The organism is Streptomyces sp. NPDC058198 (assembly GCF_042882605.1).
In the GTDB taxonomy this organism is placed as follows: Bacteria; Actinomycetota; Actinomycetes; order Streptomycetales; family Streptomycetaceae; genus Streptomyces.
Genome location: NZ_JBHVVP010000008.1, coordinates 261,053 through 276,329 on the forward strand (window position 1 = coordinate 261,053; position 15,277 = coordinate 276,329).

The following is a 15,277-nucleotide window of genomic DNA, read 5'->3' on the forward strand; positions in this document are numbered from 1 at the left end:
TCGTGCTGTGTTGCCCCGGAAGACGCCGCAGAGGCGGGCGGCGGTTGCGCGGAGACCGGCACAGGCCCCGGCAGGCGGTCCACTACCCCGCATCCGGTGGGACATACATCTAAGAGCCCTCCGCGCCCCATGGGCGAGGGCGGTTCAGGGCTTGGGCGTCGCGGACGGCGACGTCAGCGCGTGGCGAAGGGCTGGTCGGTGGGGACGATTTCCTTGCCGAGCGGCATCAGCGAGACCGGGATCAGCTTGAAGTTCGCGAGGCCGAGCGGGATTCCGATGATCGTCACGCACAGCGCGATGCCGGTGAAGATATGGCCGAGCGCGAGCCACCAGCCGGCGAGGACCAGCCAGAGGACATTGACCACGAAGGAGGGCGCGCCCGCGTCGCGGCGGTCGACCGCCATGTACCCGAAGGGCCACAGGGCGTAGAAGCCGATGCGGAAGGCGGCCACGCCGAAGGGGATTCCGATGATCGTGACGCACAGGAGCGCGCCCGCGAGGAGGTATCCGAGGCACATCCAGAAGCCGCACAGGACGAGCCATATGACGTTCAGGATTGTCTTCATGGTCGGCGACCTGCCATCTTTTCGAGTCGGGCGATGCGCTCCGCCATCGGCGGATGCGTGGAGAAGAGGCGCGAGAACCCCTGCCCGGGCCGAAAGGGGTTCGCAATCATCATGTGGCTCGCGGTCTCGATGCGCGGCTCGGGCGGCAGCGGGAGCTGCTTCGTCCCGGCGTCGAGCTTGCGCAGCGCGCTCGCCAGGGCGAGCGGGTCGCCCGTGATCTGCGCGCCCGAGGCGTCCGCCGCGTATTCGCGTGAACGGCTCACCGCGAGCTGGATGACCGAGGCCGCGAGGGGGCCCAGAATCATGATCAGCAGCAGCCCGACGATGCCGGGTCCTTCGTCGTCGTCGGAGCGTCCGAACGGGATCAGCCAGGCGAAGTTCACCAGGAACATCACGACGGAGGCCAGGGTGCCCGCGACCGAGGCGATCAGGATGTCGCGGTTGTAGACATGGCTGAGTTCATGACCGAGGACACCGCGCAGCTCTCGCTCGTCGAGGATCCGCAGGATCCCTTCCGTGCAGCAGACAGCGGCGTTGCGCGGGTTGCGGCCGGTGGCGAACGCGTTGGGGGCCTGGGTCGGCGAGATGTACAGCCGTGGCATGGGCCGGCGGGACGCGGTCGAGAGCTCGCGGACGATGCGGTAGAGCTCCGGCGCCTCGAATTCGCTGACGGGACGGGCACGCATGGCGCGCAGCGCGAGCTTGTCGCTGTTCCAGTAGGCGTACGCGTTTGTGCCGATCGCCACGAGGAGCGCGACGATCAGACCCGTACGGCCGAAGAAACTGCCGATCGCGATGATGAGGGCGGACAGTCCCCCGAGGAGAACGGCGGTCCTCAGCCCGTTGTGCCGGCGGTGCACGGTACGCCCTCCAAGTGGTGCCGCAGGGGAACCCTTTTCCTGATGCTGCTCCACTCTCCAGTGGACCCTTACGTACTGGTCAACGCCAGGCGGGCAGCGCGGGTTCCCTGGTGCGCCCGGACGGGGGCGTACGCCGTCCGGGTGGCGGGTGCGCGGGCGCGGTGGCCGGGGAGGGCCGGGCCCGGTGGTTCAGAAGAGGCTGATGGCGGCGAAGCGCAGCACCAGCTGCGGCGCTCCGGACAGGATGACGCCGAGGACGGCGGTCATGACGATGGCCACGGTCAGCGCCGCGGGGGCTTCATGGGTGACCAGCTCGCCGTGCCCGGTCACCTCGACCGCGCCGGCGCCCTCCTCCTGGCCCTCGGGGGCGCGGAAGAGGACCGCCGTCCACTGGAGGTAGTAGTACAGCGCGATCACCACATTGACGGCCATGACGACGGCCAGCCAGCCGAGGCCCGCGTCGACGGCCACGGAGAAGATCGTGACCTTGGCGAAGAGGCCGATGACGCCCGGGGGCAGTCCGGCCAGGCAGAGCAGAAAGAAGCCCATGGCGAGGGCGACGAGCGGCCGCTGCGCGGAGAGGCCGCGGTAGTCGGAGATGCGGTTCAGCGGCTTCGTACGGGCCACCAGGGCGGCCACGGCGAAGGCGCCGAGGTTCACGACGGCGTACATCAGGGCGTACGCGACGGTGGAGCCGATCCGATCGCCTCCCGCGTACGCGGCGGCCGCGATCGGTACCAGGAGATAGCCCGCCTGGGCCACGGACGACCAGGCCAGCAGCCGTACCGCGCTCCGCGCGCGCGTGGCCGACTGCCGCAGCGCCGCGACGTTGCCGACGGTCATGGTGAGCGCGGCGAGGACCGCGAGGACCGGACCCCACACATGCGCGTAGCCGGGGAACGCGATGACGGTCACCAGAATGAGGCCCGCGAAGCCGACCGCCTTGCTGACGACGGAGAGGTACGCGGCGACCGGCAGGGGCGCGCCCACATACGTGTCGGGAACCCAGAAGTGGAACGGGGCCGCGGCCGCCTTGAAGGCGAAGCCGACGAGGGTGAGGGCGACGCCCGCCGCGGCGAGGGTGTCCAGCCGGCCCGGGACATGGTCCAGCGCGGCGGCGATCCGGGTGAGGTGCAGGGTGCCGGTCGTGGCGTACACGAAGCTGACGCCCAGCAGCATGACGGCGGTCGCGGTGACCGAGGAGAGGAAGAACTTCAGCGCGGCCTCGGAGGAGAGCCGGTCGCCGCGCCTCAGCCCGACCAGGGCGAAGGCGGGCAGGGAGGCGACTTCGAGGGCCACGACGAGCGTGGCGAAATCGCGCGAGGCGGGCAGCAGGGCGGCGCCGGCCGCCGAGGAGAGCAGCAGGAACCAGAACTCCCCCACGGGGAGTTGCCTGGTGTCGGCGAGCGCGAGCAGCGCGGTGAGCAGCGCCCCGCCGAGCACGAGCAGTTGGACGATCACGGCGAAGTGGTCGGCGGTGTAGCTGCAGACGCCGGGGTCGGTGGTGAGGCAGAACGTCGAGCGGTCGCCGTCGCGCAGCGGTACGAGCATGACGATCGCCGCGACGAGTCCGGTGATCGCGACACCGCCGAGGAGCCGCTTGCGGTGCTCCGGTACGAAGAGGTCGGCCACCAGGACGATCAGACCGACCGCCGCCGTGATGGTGGGGGGCGCGATGGCGAGCCAGTCGACGGACTGGACGAGGCTGGCGGCGCTTGCGGCACTCTCGGCGGCCACGGTCACGACTTGCCTCCTGCGAGGAGCTTCTGCACGGCCGGGTCGCTGAGGCCGAGGAGGACCGCGGGCCACAGTCCGGCGAGGACGGTCAGGGCGACGAGCGGCGTCCAGGCGACGAATTCGTACGTCTGGACATCGGCGAGGTGCGGCGCCTCCTGCGGCTTCACGCCCATGCAGACGCGGCGCACGACGATCAGGAGGTACGCGGCGGTGAGCAGCGTGCCGAAGCCGGCGATCACCATGAACGTGAGGAAGGCGGGCCGGCTCAGACCGTCCGCCGGGCGGAAGGCGCCGAACATCGCCAGCATCTCGCCCCAGAACCCGGCGAGACCGGGCAGCCCCAGGGAGGCGACGGCCGCGAAGGCGAGCAGTCCGCCGAGGCGGGGGGCGCGGCCGTAGAGCGCGGCGCCCGTGGCCCCGGCGAGGGTGTCGAGATCGGCGGTGCCGTAGCGGTCCTTGAGGGCTCCGACCAGGAAGAACAGCAGGCCGGTGATGAGGCCGTGGGCGATGTTGGCGAAGAGCGCGCCGTTGACGCCGGTGGGCGTCATGGTGGCGATGCCGAGCAGTACGAAGCCCATGTGGCCGACGGAGGAGTAGGCAATCAGCCGTTTGAGGTCGCCGCCCGCGCCCTGTTTGGCGAGGGCGAGACAGGCGAGGGATCCGTAGACGATGCCGACGACGGCGAGGGCCGCGAGATAGGGCGCGAAGGTCCGCATTCCGTCGGGGGCGATGGGCAGGACGATGCGGACGAATCCGTACGTACCCATCTTGAGCAGGACACCGGCGAGGAGTACGGAACCGACGGTGGGGGCGGCGGTGTGGGCGTCCGGCAGCCAGCTGTGCAGCGGCCACATCGGGGTCTTCACCGCGAGCCCGAGGCCGATCGCGAGAACGGCGGTGACCTGCACGGCTGTGCTGAGGCCACGGCCGTTGTCAGTGGCGAGTGCCACCATGTCGAATGTGCCCGCGGTGAGCCCGACGAGCAGCAGGCCGAGCAGCATGACCACAGAACCGAGCAGTGTGTAGAGGATGAACTTCGAGGCGGCGGCCTGCCTGCCGCCCGGCACTCCTTCCGAGCCGCCCCAGCGGGCGATCAGGAAGTACATCGGGATCAGCACCATCTCGAAGGCCAGGAAGAAGAGCACGAGATCGAGGACGGCGAAGGTCGCGAGGGTGCCGGACTCAAGGAGGAGCAGCAGGGCGACGAATGCCTTGGGCGAGGGGCCCTTGGGCATCTTGAAGTAGCTGTAGAGCGCGCAGAGGAAGGTCAGCAGCGCGGTCAGGACCAGAAGGGGGAGCGAGATGCCGTCGATGCCGAGATGGATCCGGACGTCCAGTGCCGCGATCCAGCTGATGTCCGTCGTGGCCTGCATCGTTGACGGATGGTCATGGTCGAAGCCGAGGGCCAGGACGATCGCGGCGAGGAGGATCGCGCCGGTCACCGTCACCCCGTGGCGGAGCACGGCCTGGTCGGGGCTCGTGCCCCGCAGCCCGGGCGGGGCCGGCAGGAGCGCCGCCACGGCGCCGGCCAGCGGCCCGACGACGATCAACGCGAGAAGGAACTGCATCACGGATTCACTGATATCGATCACGGCTCACGCTCCGGCGGCGACGAGTACGGCGGCGACGGCCAGGACGACGGAGCCGGCGAGCAGGGCGCTGAGGTAGGTCTGCACATTGCCGGTCTGCGCGCGGCGTACGGCGGCGCCGAGCCAGCGGCTGCCGGTGCCCGCGGCGCGTACGTAGGTGTCGATGACCTCGCGGTCGAGGAAGCGGACCAGCTGGGCGGCCGCCAGGACGGGGCGTACGAAGAGGCTGTGGTAGACGGCGTCGAGATGGAAGCCGGATGCCGCGTGGCGGTGGAGCGGTCCCAGGAGCAGACGGCCGGGGTCGGCCGGGTCGGGGGCTGCCGCGATATTGCCGTACGCGGGGACATGGGTCTCGATGGCTTCCGCCTCGGAGATGGCGGGCTCGGCGTCGGGGTGGGCGGCGACGGCGCCGATCGGGGTACGGGCGGCGAGCGCCGTGGTGTGCCGCCAGCTGCCGTAGGTGATCAGACCGCCGACCAGCGCGACTCCGGTGCCCAGGACGGAGGTGGTGAGGTTCGGGGCGAGGCTGTGTCCGTCGAACCATTCGGCGAGATAGCCGACCGTCAGGCCGAGGGCGAGGGAGGGCAGGGCCAGCACCCACAGGACGGCGTTCATGGCGAGGGGCTGTTTGCCGTGGTCGGGGGCCTCGATGCCATGGCCGCGGAAGGCCAGCAGCCAGAGGCGGGTGGCGTACGCGGCGGTGAGGAGGGCGGTGAGCAGACCGGCGAGCAGCACGGTCCAGCCCGCGGCCCCGGGGGCGGTACCGGTGTCGCCGAGCGCCGCGTGCTCGGCGGCGACAAGGACGGACTCCTTGGAGAAGAAGCCGGCGAAGGGGGGCATCGCGGCGAGGGCGAGCAGCGCGATCGTCATCGTCCAGTAGGCGTCGGGGATGCGCTTGGACAGGCCGCTCATGCGGGACATGGTGGCCAGTGAGTTGGTGCCGGCGGCATGGATGATCACGCCGGCGCCGAGGAAGAGGAGGGCCTTGAACGCACCGTGCGACAGGAGATGGAAGACGGCCGCGCCGCGGTCGCCCACCGCCAGGGCGCCCAGCATGTAGCCGAGCTGACCGATGGTCGAGTAGGCGAGGACGCGCTTGATGTCGTCCTGGGCGAGGGCGGCAAGGCCGGAGCCGACCATCGTGATCGCGGCCATCACGGCCAGGACCACCAGGGCGGCGGTCGAGGCGGCGAAGACGGGGAGGAGCCGGGCCACGAAGTAGATACCGGCGGCGACCATCGTCGCGGCGTGGATCAGCGCGGAGACGGGCGTGGGGCCCGCCATCGCGTCGGGCAGCCAGGTGTGCAGCGGGAATTGGGCCGACTTGCCCGCCACACCCGCGATCAGCAGCAGCGCGATCAGGGTGGGGTGGTCGAGGCCGCCGTTCCCGACGGTCTCCAGGACGCTGGTGATGCGGAACGTACCGGCGTCGGTGGCGAGCGCGAACAGCCCGATCAGGAAGGGGACATCGCCGAGCTTGGTGACCAGGAACGCCTTGAGGGAGGCGGCGCGCGCCTCGGGGGTCTCCCAGTAGTGGCCGACGAGGAAGTACGAGCAGATGCCCATGATCTCCCAGCCGATCAGCAGCACCATCAAATCGCCGGAGTAGACGACGAGCAGCATCGCGGAGGTGAAGAGGGAGACCAGCGCCGCGTAGGAGGGGTAGCGCGCGTCGTCGCGCAGATAGCCCGTGGAGTAGATCTGCACGCACGACGCGACGACGGCGACGAGCACGGCGACCAGCGCCGCGAAGCCGTCGATGTACAGGGCGAGGTCGATGGGGACCGAGCCGGTGGGGGTGAGCTCGGTCGCGGCCTCCAGCGGCGCCTTGCCGGCGCCCGCGCCACCGCCCTGTCGTACGGCCACGGCGACGGCGAGCGCGGCGGCCAGCAGGGTCGGCAGCACGGCCAGGGGACGGACGAACCCGGGCGAGGTGCGGCCGAGCAGCAGCCCGGCGACGGCGCCCAGGAACGGAAGGAGGGGGACGAGGACGGCGAGGGTCGTGGTGGTCACGCGGTGGCCTCAGCCTTCTGTGCCGGGGAGGCGGTTTCCGGCTCGGCGCCCTCGGTGCCGGCGCCGTCCGGGCCCTCGGCGGTGTCGCGGAGCTTGTCGATGTCCGAGGTGCCGCGGTTGCGGTAGACCATCAGGACGATCGCCAGGCCGATGCCGATCTCCGCGGCGGCGATGGCGATGACGAAGAGGGTGAGGGCCTGGCCGGTGTGCAGGGTGTCGCGGAGCCAGACGTCGAAGGCGACCAGATTGAGGTTCACGGCGTTGAGCATCAGCTCGACGGACATCAGGACGAGGATCGCGTTGCGGCGCGCGAGTACTCCGTACAGCCCGGTGCTGAACAGCAGGGCCGCCAGCACGGCGGGATAGGCGAGATGCATCAGCGCTGCTCCTTACCGCTGCCGCCGGGGGCACCGCTGTTCTTGCGGGACTGGCTGTTCTTGCGGGACAGGACGATCGCGCCGACGAGCGCGGCCAGTAGAAGCACGGAAAGCGCTTCGAAGGGCAGCACCCAGTACCGGAAGAGCATTTGTCCCGACACCTCGGTGGAGCCCTGGGCCGGCCCTTCCAAGTTGATCCAGGTCGCACGGAACGCGTCGACGACCACCCAGACCAGGGCGGCGGCCGCGGCGACGGCCACGGCCAGCGCGGCCGGGCGGTTGCCGGAGTCGGCGTCCGGGGAGCGGCCGATGGGCGCCTTGGTGAGCATCAGTCCGAAGAGAAGGAGGACCACCACGGAACCGAGATAGATCAGAACCTGCACCCAGGCGATGAATTCCGCCGTCAGCAGGAGGTATTCGACGGCCAGGCCGCCGAGCGTGACGACCAGCCAGAGTGCGGCGTGCACCAGCTGCTTGGTCGTGACGGTGACGAGGGCCGCGCCGAAGGTGACGAGGCCGACGAGAAGGAAGGCGATCTCGACGCCGCTCGGTGACAGGAAGCCGTGTCCGGTTGCCGCGGAGGTCACTCGCCGGCCTCCCGTCCCTGGTCCTGGTCCCGTCCCTGGTCCTGCTCCTGCTGTCGCGCCGCCGCGAGCTTCTCGGCCGTCTTGCGGGCCGCGCCGATCTCCTTCGGCTCCTCTGCACCCGGGTCGAGCGCGGGCGGCGCGGGCACCGTCCACATCCAGTCGCGGAGCTTGTCCCGCTCATGGGTGAGTTCGAGGATGTCCGTCTCCGCGTACTCGAACTCCGGTGACCAGAACAGCGCGTCGAAAGGACAGACCTCGATGCAGATACCGCAGTACATGCAGAGCGCGAAGTCGATCGCGAACCGGTCGAGGACGTTACGGCTGCGCTCGCGGCCTCCGGGGGCCGCGGCCGGGACCGTCTCCTTGTGGGAGTCGATATAGATGCACCAGTCGGGGCACTCACGGGCGCAGAGCATGCAGACCGTGCAGTTCTCCTCGAACAGCGCGATCACCCCGCGGCTGCGGGGCGGGAGTTCGGGCTGCGTTTCCGGGTACTGCGCGGTGACGGTCTTCTTCGTCATCGTCCGCAGGGTGACGGCCAGGCCCTTGGCCAGGCCGGAGCCGGGGAACGAGTGGGCCATCAGTTGATCGCCACCTTCACGATGCCGGTGAGCGCGATCTGCGCGAGAGCGAGCGGGATGAGCACGGTCCAGGCGAGTTTCTGGAGCTGGTCCTCCCGCAGCCGCGGATAGCTCACCCGCAGCCAGATGACGATGAAGGCGAGCACGGCCGCCTTGAGGAGCGTCCAGACCCAGCCGAGACCGTCGGCGCCCAGCGGGCCGTGCCAGCCGCCGAGGAACAGGACGGTGGTCAGCAGGCAGAGGACGACGATGCCCGCGTACTCGGCGAGCAGGAACAGCGCGAAGCGCAGACCGGTGTACTCGGTGTAGGCGCCGAAGATGATCTCGGAGTCGGCGACCGGCATGTCGAACGGCGGGCGCTGGAGTTCGGCGAGTCCCGCGACGAAGAAGACCAGGGCGCCGACGATCTGCCACGGCAGCCACCACCACTCGAAGGCGTCGAGGATGCCGGGCAGCGAGACGGTGCCGGCCGCCATTGCGACGGAGGCGGCGGCAAGCAGCATCGGCAGCTCGTACGCGAGCAGCTGAGCGGCGGTCCGCAGACCGCCGAGGAGGGAGAACTTGTTGGCCGAGGCCCAGCCCGCCATGAGCGAGCCGAGCACACCGACGCCCAGCACGGCGAGCACGAAGAAGATGCCCGCGTCGACGACCTGACCGACCGCGCCCTCGCCCGGGCCGACCGGGATCGCGATCAGTACGAGGAGGTAGGGGAGGAGGGCGACGGCCGGGGCGAGCTGGAAGATGCGGCGGTCGGCGTTGGCCGGGACCACGTCCTCCTTCTGCGCGAACTTCACCCCGTCGGCGACGAGCTGGGCCCAGCCGTGGAAGCCGCCCGCGTGCATGGGGCCGAGGCGGCCCTGCATATGGGCCATCACCTTGTGTTCGGCCTGTCCGACGATCAGCGGGACGACCATGAACACGGCGAAGACGACAACAAGCCGGAGGGCGACGTCGAGTGCGTCGTTCACGCGTCTCCTTCGGGGCGTTCGCTCGCGGAGCCGTTCCCGGACTCGTCGGCCGGGGCGGGCTGGTCCTCGTCGCCTTCGAACGCGGGGCGGGGGTGGTGCCACGGCGCGTCGGGGGCCGGGGCCTCGCCGGCGGTGCGCTCTTCGCGCGCCGATGGCGGCTGCACCGGCGGCGGCGCCGTGTCGTCCGGCTTCGCCTCGTCCGGCTTCGTCTCGTTCCCGTCGCTTCCGGCCGGCGCCTGCTGGCTCGCCGAACCTCCGGCGACGCTGCGGGCGCGGCGGACCGGGCGGTCACCCGTGGCGCCGGCGGCGCGGGCCCCACGGGCGGGGCGGGCCGGGGCCGGCGGGAGCTGGCCCCTCAGAGGGCCCCATTCGTTCGGGTCGGGGACGCCGGGCGGCAGCATCTGGCGGCGTTTGGGGCCGCCGTGTTCGGACTCCCCCGGCTCCTTCGCGCCCGGCCATGCCTTGGCGACCCGGGCCGCCAGGACGAAGTCCTTGCGCAGCGGATGGCCCTCGAAGGTCTCGGGGAGAAGGAGGGGGACGAGGTTCGGGTGGTCCGTGAAGGAGATGCCGAACATCTCGTGCGTCTCCCGCTCGTGCCAGCCCGCGCCCGCGTAGACCGCGATGGCCGTCGGCAGGACGGCCGCCTCGTGCGGGACGGTCGTACGGACCAGAAGCCGGCGGACCTTACGGTCTTCCAGGGCGACCACATGGGCGCAGACGCGGAAGCCCGTGCCCGGTTCGTCGACGGCGCTGAGCCAGTCGAAGTAGCCGCAGCCCAGCTGGTCGCGGGCGGTTTCGAGGGCGGCGATCCAGGACGCGGCGGGGACGTCGACCGTCAGGAGGTCGTACGCGCGCCCGGCCGTGGCGTCCTCGCCGAAGATCTCGGTGACGGCGTCGGGGAGCCGGTCGTAGGCGCTCACGGAGTGCTCTCCCCCGGCGTCGGCGGGGCGGCGACCAGCCCGCTGCGCAGTGCGGCGGGCGAGGGCCGGCCGCCCGAGGCGTAGCGCTCGCTGAGCGATTCGCGGGAGATCTTCTCCTGGAGCTTCAGGATGCCCTGGAGGAGCGCTTCGGGACGCGGCGGGCAGCCCGGTACGTAGACGTCGACCGGGATGATCTGGTCGACGCCCTTCGTCACGGAGTAGGAGTCCCAGTAGGGGCCGCCGCAGTTGGAGCAGGCGCCGAAGGAGATCACGTACTTGGGCTCGGGCATCTGCTCGTACAGCCGCTTCACCGCGGGCGCCATCTTGTCCGTGACCGTGCCGGACACGACCATCAGGTCCGCCTGGCGCGGTCCGGGGGCGAAGGGGATCACGCCGAGCCGGATGAAGTCGTGCCGGGCCATGGACGCGGCGATGAACTCGATGGCGCAGCAGGCGAGACCGAAGTTGAAGACCCAGAGGCTGTAGCGGCGGCCCCAGTTGAGGACCACCTTCATCGGCTGGGGGGCCAGGCGGGAGAGCACGCCGAGCCGCCGGGGCTCCGGCAGCGGTTCGATGGTCACGTCCATTCCAGGACGCCCTTCTTCCATGCGTAGAGCAGTCCGACGGCCAGGAAGCCGAGGAAGAGGAACATCTCGACCAGCGTCGCGGCGCCGTAACCGGGGGCGGCGAAGACGGTCGCCCAGGGGAACAGGAAGATCGAGTCGACCGCGAAGATCACATAGAGGAACGCGTACACGTAGTAGCGGACCTGGGTGTGCGCCCAGCCCTCGCCCACGGGGTCCACACCGCATTCGTACGTGAGCAGCTTCTCCGGCGTCGGCACCACCGGCCGCAGCAGCCGGCCCGCTCCGAAGGCCACGGCGACGAACAGCACACCGACGACCGCGAGCAGTCCGACCACCGAATAGCTCTGGAAGTATTCCGACGCGAGAACGGTCGGTTGCGACACGTCCGCCCCTCGCTCCCTGACCTCGTAACAGCTTCTTCGACGATCTGTACGGACGGGAGTCTAGGCCCTGTTAAAGAGACGGTAAGCAGCCGCGTCTCGCATAGTGGGGTTATCCCTACTTCCTGCCACCCAGCAACCCCATGGCGTGCGGCACCCGGGCCGTGCACGCTTGGGCCTTATGACCGTGAGCAGCAGCCTCCCCGACCATGACCGGCCGCCCGCCGTGCGCTTCGCGTACGACCGGCACACGTGGAAGGAGATCGGCCATCTCCTCGCGAACCTGCCGGCCGCGCTGATCGGGTTCGTCTATGTGGTGTTCATGGTCTCCACGGGCGCGGGCCTGTCGGTGACGGTGATCGGTCTGCCGTGGCTCGTCGCCGGTCTCACCGGCGCACGGCTGCTCGGCCGGACGGAGCGTGCGCGGGCGCGCGCGCTCCTGGGCGTACGGATCGACGAGCCGAGCCCGCTGCACGGACGGGGACACCGTCCCGAAGGCGTCTTCGGCTGGGTGTGGGCGGGGCTGAAGGACCCGGTGGCCTGGCGGACCATGCTGTACGCGTTCATCCGGCTGCCGTGGGGGGTGGTGACGTTCACCATCACGCTCGTGGGCCTCTTCGTCCTCTGGCCGGTCCTTCCCTACGTGGCGCGCGGTCTGACCAACGCCGACCGGGCGATGGTGCGGGGGCTGCTCTCGCCGTCCGACGAGCTGGAGCGGCGGATCGCCGAGCTGGAGTCGGACCGGGGCGTGGTCGTGGACACGGCCGCGGCCGATCTGCGCCGGATCGAGCGCGATCTGCACGACGGGGCGCAGGCCCGACTGGTGGCCCTGGCCATGGGGCTCGGGCTCGCCAAGGAGAAGCTGACGGAGGATCCGGAAGCGGCCGCGACCATGGTCGACGAGGCGCACGGCGAGGTGAAGCTGGCCCTGCAGGAGCTGCGCGATCTGGCCCGGGGCATCCATCCGGCCGTCCTGACCGACCGCGGCCTGGACGCGGCGCTGTCCGCCATCGCCTCCCGCTGCACGGTCCCGGTGACGGTGACCGTCGGCCTGGACGAGCGGCCCGCGGAGGCGATCGAGGGCATCGCGTACTTCACCGTCTCGGAGCTGCTCCAGAACGTCAGCAAGCACAGCGCGGCGCGTACCGCCGCGGTCGATGTGCGGCGGACGGACGACCGGCTGCTGATCCAGGTCCGGGACGACGGGCGCGGCGGCGCGCGGCTGGACGGCGGTACGGGCATGTCAGGACTGGCCGAACGGCTGGGCGCGGTCGACGGTCTGTTCGTCCTCGATTCACCGGCCGGGGGGCCGACGGTCGTCAGGGCGGAGCTGCCCTGGCGGCAGCGCGGCACGGCCTGACGCCCGGGCCCCGGGCGAGCCGCATCTCAGGGGTGGGGAAAACCCCCGGGCGGAGACGGAGACCTCCCTCATGGTGTGCGCTGCCCGGCGCCAGCAGCATGGAGTACATGGACGTACACAGCCCGCTCCCAGCCGGCCCGCTCGCAGAACGGACACCACCGATGGCCACGGATCACGGATCGCAGTCGCGGACCCGCCTCCTTCCTCCGGCCCTGCGCGCGCCGGTCGAGGGCCGCACCTGGCGCGAGTTCGGCTATCTGCTGCTCAGCCTGCCGATCAGCGCGGTGCTCTTCACGTACGCGATCACGACGATCTCGCTCGGGGCGGGGCTGCTCATCACCTTCCTCGGTGTCCCCGTGCTGGCGGCGGGCCTGGCCGGCTGCCGCGGCTTCGGCATGATGGAGCGGGCGCGGGCCCGGGGGCTGCTGGGGCTGGCTGTGGCGGACCCGGCACCGGCCCGCGCCAAGGAGCGCGGACTGATGTCCTGGGTCGGCGCGGTCCTGAAGAGCGGGGTGTCCTGGCGGCATCTGCTGTACGCGGTGGCGCACTTCCCGTGGGCCGTGTTCGCGTTCGTCGTCTCCGTGACGTTCTGGGTCACGGGCTGGGCGCTGTTCCTCTATCCGCTGTGGCAGTGGGTGTTCCCCAGCCATCTCGACCAGTCGGGCATCGCGCTCTACAGCGAGGCCCATGGCGACGGCTTCTATCTCGACACCCCGTTCGAGATCGGTGTCACCAGTGCGGTCGGGCTGGTGCTGGTGCTCGCCTCCCCCTGGGTGATACGCGGCCTGACGAGCGTGGACCGGCTGATGGTCACCGGGCTGCTCGGGCCGTCCCGGCTGGCCACGCGCGTCTCGGAGCTGGAGTCGGACCGGGGCGTGGTCGTGGACACGGCCGCGGCCGATCTGCGCCGGATCGAGCGCGATCTGCACGACGGGGCGCAGGCCCGACTGGTGGCCCTGGCCATGGACCTCGGGCTGGCCAAGGAGAAGCTGACGGAGGACCCGGAGGCCGCGGCGCGGATGGTCGACGAGGCGCACGGGGAAGTGAAGACGGCCCTGCAGGAGCTGCGCGACCTGGCGCGCGGCATCCATCCGGCCGTCCTGACCGACCGCGGCCTGGACGCGGCGCTGTCCGCCATCGCCTCCCGCTGCACGGTCCCGGTGACGGTGGAGGTCGATCTGCCCTCCCGGCCGGCCGCCGCGATCGAGGGGATCGCCTACTTCACGGTCTCGGAGCTGCTGCAGAACGTCAGCAAGCACGCGCGGGCGAGGCGAGCGTCGGTCGATGTGTGGCACACCTACGACCGGCTGATGCTGCAGGTCACGGACGACGGCAGGGGCGGGGCCGACACCGCGGCGGGCAGCGGGCTGGCCGGCCTGGCCGAGCGGCTGGACGCGGTGGACGGGATCCTGGTGGTCGACTCCCCGGCGGGCGGCCCGACGACGGTGACGGCGGAGCTGCCCTGGCGGGGCTGACCGTACGAGGAGACGCCCCCGGGCTGCCCGGGGGCTGTCCCGTTTCGCCGTGTGGGCACGGAGTCATCCGAATACTGGGATGCTGGAGGTGCGGGGGCGGACAAATGTCGACAGTAGGGGCTGCAGGGTCGTGGAGGACAGGGTGCGAGTGGTCATCGCCGAGGACTCAGTGCTGCTCCGGGAGGGCCTGACCCGGCTGCTGACCGACCGCGGGCACGACGTGGTCGCCGGTGTCGGTGACGGGGAAGCGCTGATCAAGACCGTGGGCGAGCTGGCCGGCCAGGGCGAGCTGCCGGATGTGGTGGTCGCGGACGTACGGATGCCGCCGACCCACACCGACGAGGGGGTACGGGCGGCCGTGCGGCTGCGCCGCGACCATCCCGGCATCGGGGTGCTCGTGCTGTCGCAGTACGTCGAGGAGCAGTACGCCACCGAGTTGCTGGCCGGCAGCAGCCGGGGCGTGGGCTATCTGCTCAAGGACCGGGTGGCCGACGTCAGGGAGTTCGTGGACGCCGTGGTGCGGGTGGCCAGGGGCGGGACCGCGCTGGACCCCGAGGTGGTGGCCCAGCTGCTGGGCCGGAGCCGGAAGCAGGACGTGCTGGCCGGGCTGACCCCCCGCGAGCGGGAGGTCCTCGGTCTGATGGCCGAGGGGCGGACGAATTCGGCGGTCGCCAAGCAGCTGGTCGTGAGCGACGGCGCGGTGGAGAAGCACGTGAGCAATATCTTCCAGAAGCTCGGCCTCTCCCCGAGTGACGGGGATCACCGCCGCGTCCTGGCCGTTCTGACCTATCTGAAGAGCTGACGAACGGCCGCCGCGTCCGCCACCCCGTCAGATGTGCGCCGGAGCGGAAAAGCCCTAGTACTAAAGGATGAGAGTAGAGCGGCTTTTACTGAAGGACCTGGGGGCGGGCAAAGTATGACAAATCGGCACGTCGAGACGTCTCACCATGACGTCCACCATACGATCGGTCCAGGGAAGGCGACCCTTACCGACGTAGGGTGGCCTCCGGGACTGCCGGGCGGTCGGTCAGTCCCGCAGAGCCGCCTCGAGGGAGGTCCAGTTCAGTGACCAGCCAGGTCAGTAGCCCAGCCGAGCAGGCCGACGACGCCGGAGACGGCGCCGCCGGGGAACAGCGTGCCCCGCTGCCCGGACCCGAGGGCGCGGGCGAGAAGGAAGTACGCCGTCTGGACCGGGTGATCATCCGTTTCGCGGGTGACTCGGGTGACGGGATGCAGCTGACGGGTGACCGGTTCACCTCGGAGACGGCGTCGTTCGG

The 15,277-nt window shown here is 70.8% G+C and carries 15 protein-coding genes and 1 pseudogene; 4 read left to right on the plus strand and 12 right to left on the minus strand.

Annotated features, from left to right (window positions below; translation table 11 throughout):
- Nucleotides 1-173: 173 nt before the first annotated feature.
- The 12 genes from ACFVWW_RS25445 to ACFVWW_RS25500 all read right to left on the minus strand — a co-directional run bounded on the left by ACFVWW_RS25445 (nucleotide 174) and on the right by ACFVWW_RS25500 (nucleotide 11,168).
- Nucleotides 174-566, minus strand: a complete 393-nt coding sequence (locus tag ACFVWW_RS25445) for a YccF domain-containing protein (protein WP_384190691.1) — start codon at nucleotides 564-566, stop codon at nucleotides 174-176.
- The gene (htpX, locus tag ACFVWW_RS25450) at nucleotides 563-1,426 is read right to left on the minus strand and encodes a zinc metalloprotease HtpX (protein WP_384190693.1); all 864 of its coding nucleotides are present in this window, start codon (nucleotides 1,424-1,426) and stop codon (nucleotides 563-565) included. Before htpX ends, ACFVWW_RS25445 begins: the two co-directional genes overlap by 4 nt.
- A 189-nt stretch (nucleotides 1,427-1,615) precedes the next feature.
- Nucleotides 1,616-3,169, minus strand: coding sequence for an NADH-quinone oxidoreductase subunit N (locus ACFVWW_RS25455; protein ID WP_386879116.1), 1,554 nt, complete (start codon nucleotides 3,167-3,169; stop codon nucleotides 1,616-1,618).
- Nucleotides 3,166-4,731 (minus strand): NuoM family protein, encoded by a 1,566-nt coding sequence (locus ACFVWW_RS25460; RefSeq protein WP_384190730.1) that lies wholly within the window; start codon nucleotides 4,729-4,731, stop codon nucleotides 3,166-3,168. Before ACFVWW_RS25460 ends, ACFVWW_RS25455 begins: the two co-directional genes overlap by 4 nt.
- 27 nt (nucleotides 4,732-4,758) lie before the next feature.
- Entirely contained in the window at nucleotides 4,759-6,765 is a 2,007-nt protein-coding gene (locus ACFVWW_RS25465; RefSeq protein WP_386879115.1) for an NADH-quinone oxidoreductase subunit L, read from the minus strand.
- Complete coding sequence (gene nuoK / locus ACFVWW_RS25470) at nucleotides 6,762-7,142, minus strand: NADH-quinone oxidoreductase subunit NuoK (protein ID WP_384190701.1); 381 nt, start codon at nucleotides 7,140-7,142, stop codon at nucleotides 6,762-6,764. Before nuoK ends, ACFVWW_RS25465 begins: the two co-directional genes overlap by 4 nt.
- On the minus strand, nucleotides 7,142-7,729 hold the full coding sequence (locus ACFVWW_RS25475; RefSeq protein WP_384190704.1) for an NADH-quinone oxidoreductase subunit J: 588 nt from the start codon (nucleotides 7,727-7,729) through the stop codon (nucleotides 7,142-7,144). The genes nuoK and ACFVWW_RS25475 overlap by 1 nt, the downstream gene beginning before the upstream one ends.
- Nucleotides 7,726-8,310: a NuoI/complex I 23 kDa subunit family protein gene (locus ACFVWW_RS25480; RefSeq protein WP_384190707.1), complete on the minus strand. Its 585-nt coding sequence runs from the start codon at nucleotides 8,308-8,310 to the stop codon at nucleotides 7,726-7,728. The genes ACFVWW_RS25475 and ACFVWW_RS25480 overlap by 4 nt, the downstream gene beginning before the upstream one ends.
- Entirely contained in the window at nucleotides 8,310-9,278 is a 969-nt protein-coding gene (locus ACFVWW_RS25485; protein WP_386879114.1) for an NADH-quinone oxidoreductase subunit H, read from the minus strand. Before ACFVWW_RS25485 ends, ACFVWW_RS25480 begins: the two co-directional genes overlap by 1 nt.
- Nucleotides 9,275-10,198 (minus strand): NADH-quinone oxidoreductase subunit C, encoded by a 924-nt coding sequence (locus ACFVWW_RS25490; protein ID WP_384190711.1) that lies wholly within the window; start codon nucleotides 10,196-10,198, stop codon nucleotides 9,275-9,277. Before ACFVWW_RS25490 ends, ACFVWW_RS25485 begins: the two co-directional genes overlap by 4 nt.
- Nucleotides 10,195-10,785, minus strand: a complete 591-nt coding sequence (locus ACFVWW_RS25495; protein ID WP_384190714.1) for an NADH-quinone oxidoreductase subunit B — start codon at nucleotides 10,783-10,785, stop codon at nucleotides 10,195-10,197. The genes ACFVWW_RS25490 and ACFVWW_RS25495 overlap by 4 nt, the downstream gene beginning before the upstream one ends.
- The gene (locus ACFVWW_RS25500) at nucleotides 10,776-11,168 is read right to left on the minus strand and encodes an NADH-quinone oxidoreductase subunit A (protein ID WP_384190717.1); all 393 of its coding nucleotides are present in this window, start codon (nucleotides 11,166-11,168) and stop codon (nucleotides 10,776-10,778) included. Before ACFVWW_RS25500 ends, ACFVWW_RS25495 begins: the two co-directional genes overlap by 10 nt.
- A 178-nt stretch (nucleotides 11,169-11,346) precedes the next feature.
- On the opposite strand from ACFVWW_RS25500, the gene ACFVWW_RS25505 reads away from it, so the two are divergent.
- The 4 genes and pseudogenes from ACFVWW_RS25505 to ACFVWW_RS25520 form a co-directional block, all read left to right on the plus strand.
- Entirely contained in the window at nucleotides 11,347-12,525 is a 1,179-nt protein-coding gene (locus tag ACFVWW_RS25505) for a sensor histidine kinase (RefSeq protein ID WP_386879113.1), read from the plus strand.
- A 161-nt stretch (nucleotides 12,526-12,686) separates the two neighbouring features.
- The gene (locus ACFVWW_RS25510) at nucleotides 12,687-14,000 is read left to right on the plus strand and encodes a sensor histidine kinase (protein WP_386879112.1); all 1,314 of its coding nucleotides are present in this window, start codon (nucleotides 12,687-12,689) and stop codon (nucleotides 13,998-14,000) included.
- A 142-nt stretch (nucleotides 14,001-14,142) separates the two neighbouring features.
- Nucleotides 14,143-14,802: a LuxR C-terminal-related transcriptional regulator gene (locus ACFVWW_RS25515; protein ID WP_384190724.1), complete on the plus strand. Its 660-nt coding sequence runs from the start codon at nucleotides 14,143-14,145 to the stop codon at nucleotides 14,800-14,802.
- Nucleotides 14,803-15,065: 263 nt separating this feature from the next.
- Nucleotides 15,066-15,277: pseudogene (locus ACFVWW_RS25520) on the plus strand (2-oxoglutarate ferredoxin oxidoreductase subunit alpha); the annotation flags it as partial.

Bases quoted from the DNA above. Each gene is read 5' to 3' on its own strand.
- ACFVWW_RS25445 (WP_384190691.1), bottom strand. From the start codon at position 566: ATGAAGACAATCCTGAACGTCATATGGCTCGTCCTGTGCGGCTTCTGG.
- ACFVWW_RS25460 (WP_384190730.1), bottom strand. From the start codon at position 4,731: ATGCAGTTCCTTCTCGCGTTGATCGTCGTCGGGCCGCTGGCCGGCGCC.
- ACFVWW_RS25480 (WP_384190707.1), bottom strand. From the start codon at position 8,310: ATGGCCCACTCGTTCCCCGGCTCCGGCCTGGCCAAGGGCCTGGCCGTC.
- ACFVWW_RS25510 (WP_386879112.1), top strand. From the start codon at position 12,687: ATGGCCACGGATCACGGATCGCAGTCGCGGACCCGCCTCCTTCCTCCG.
- nuoK (WP_384190701.1), bottom strand. From the start codon at position 7,142: ATGCATCTCGCCTATCCCGCCGTGCTGGCGGCCCTGCTGTTCAGCACC.
- ACFVWW_RS25505 (WP_386879113.1), top strand. From the start codon at position 11,347: ATGACCGTGAGCAGCAGCCTCCCCGACCATGACCGGCCGCCCGCCGTG.
- ACFVWW_RS25495 (WP_384190714.1), bottom strand. From the start codon at position 10,785: ATGGACGTGACCATCGAACCGCTGCCGGAGCCCCGGCGGCTCGGCGTG.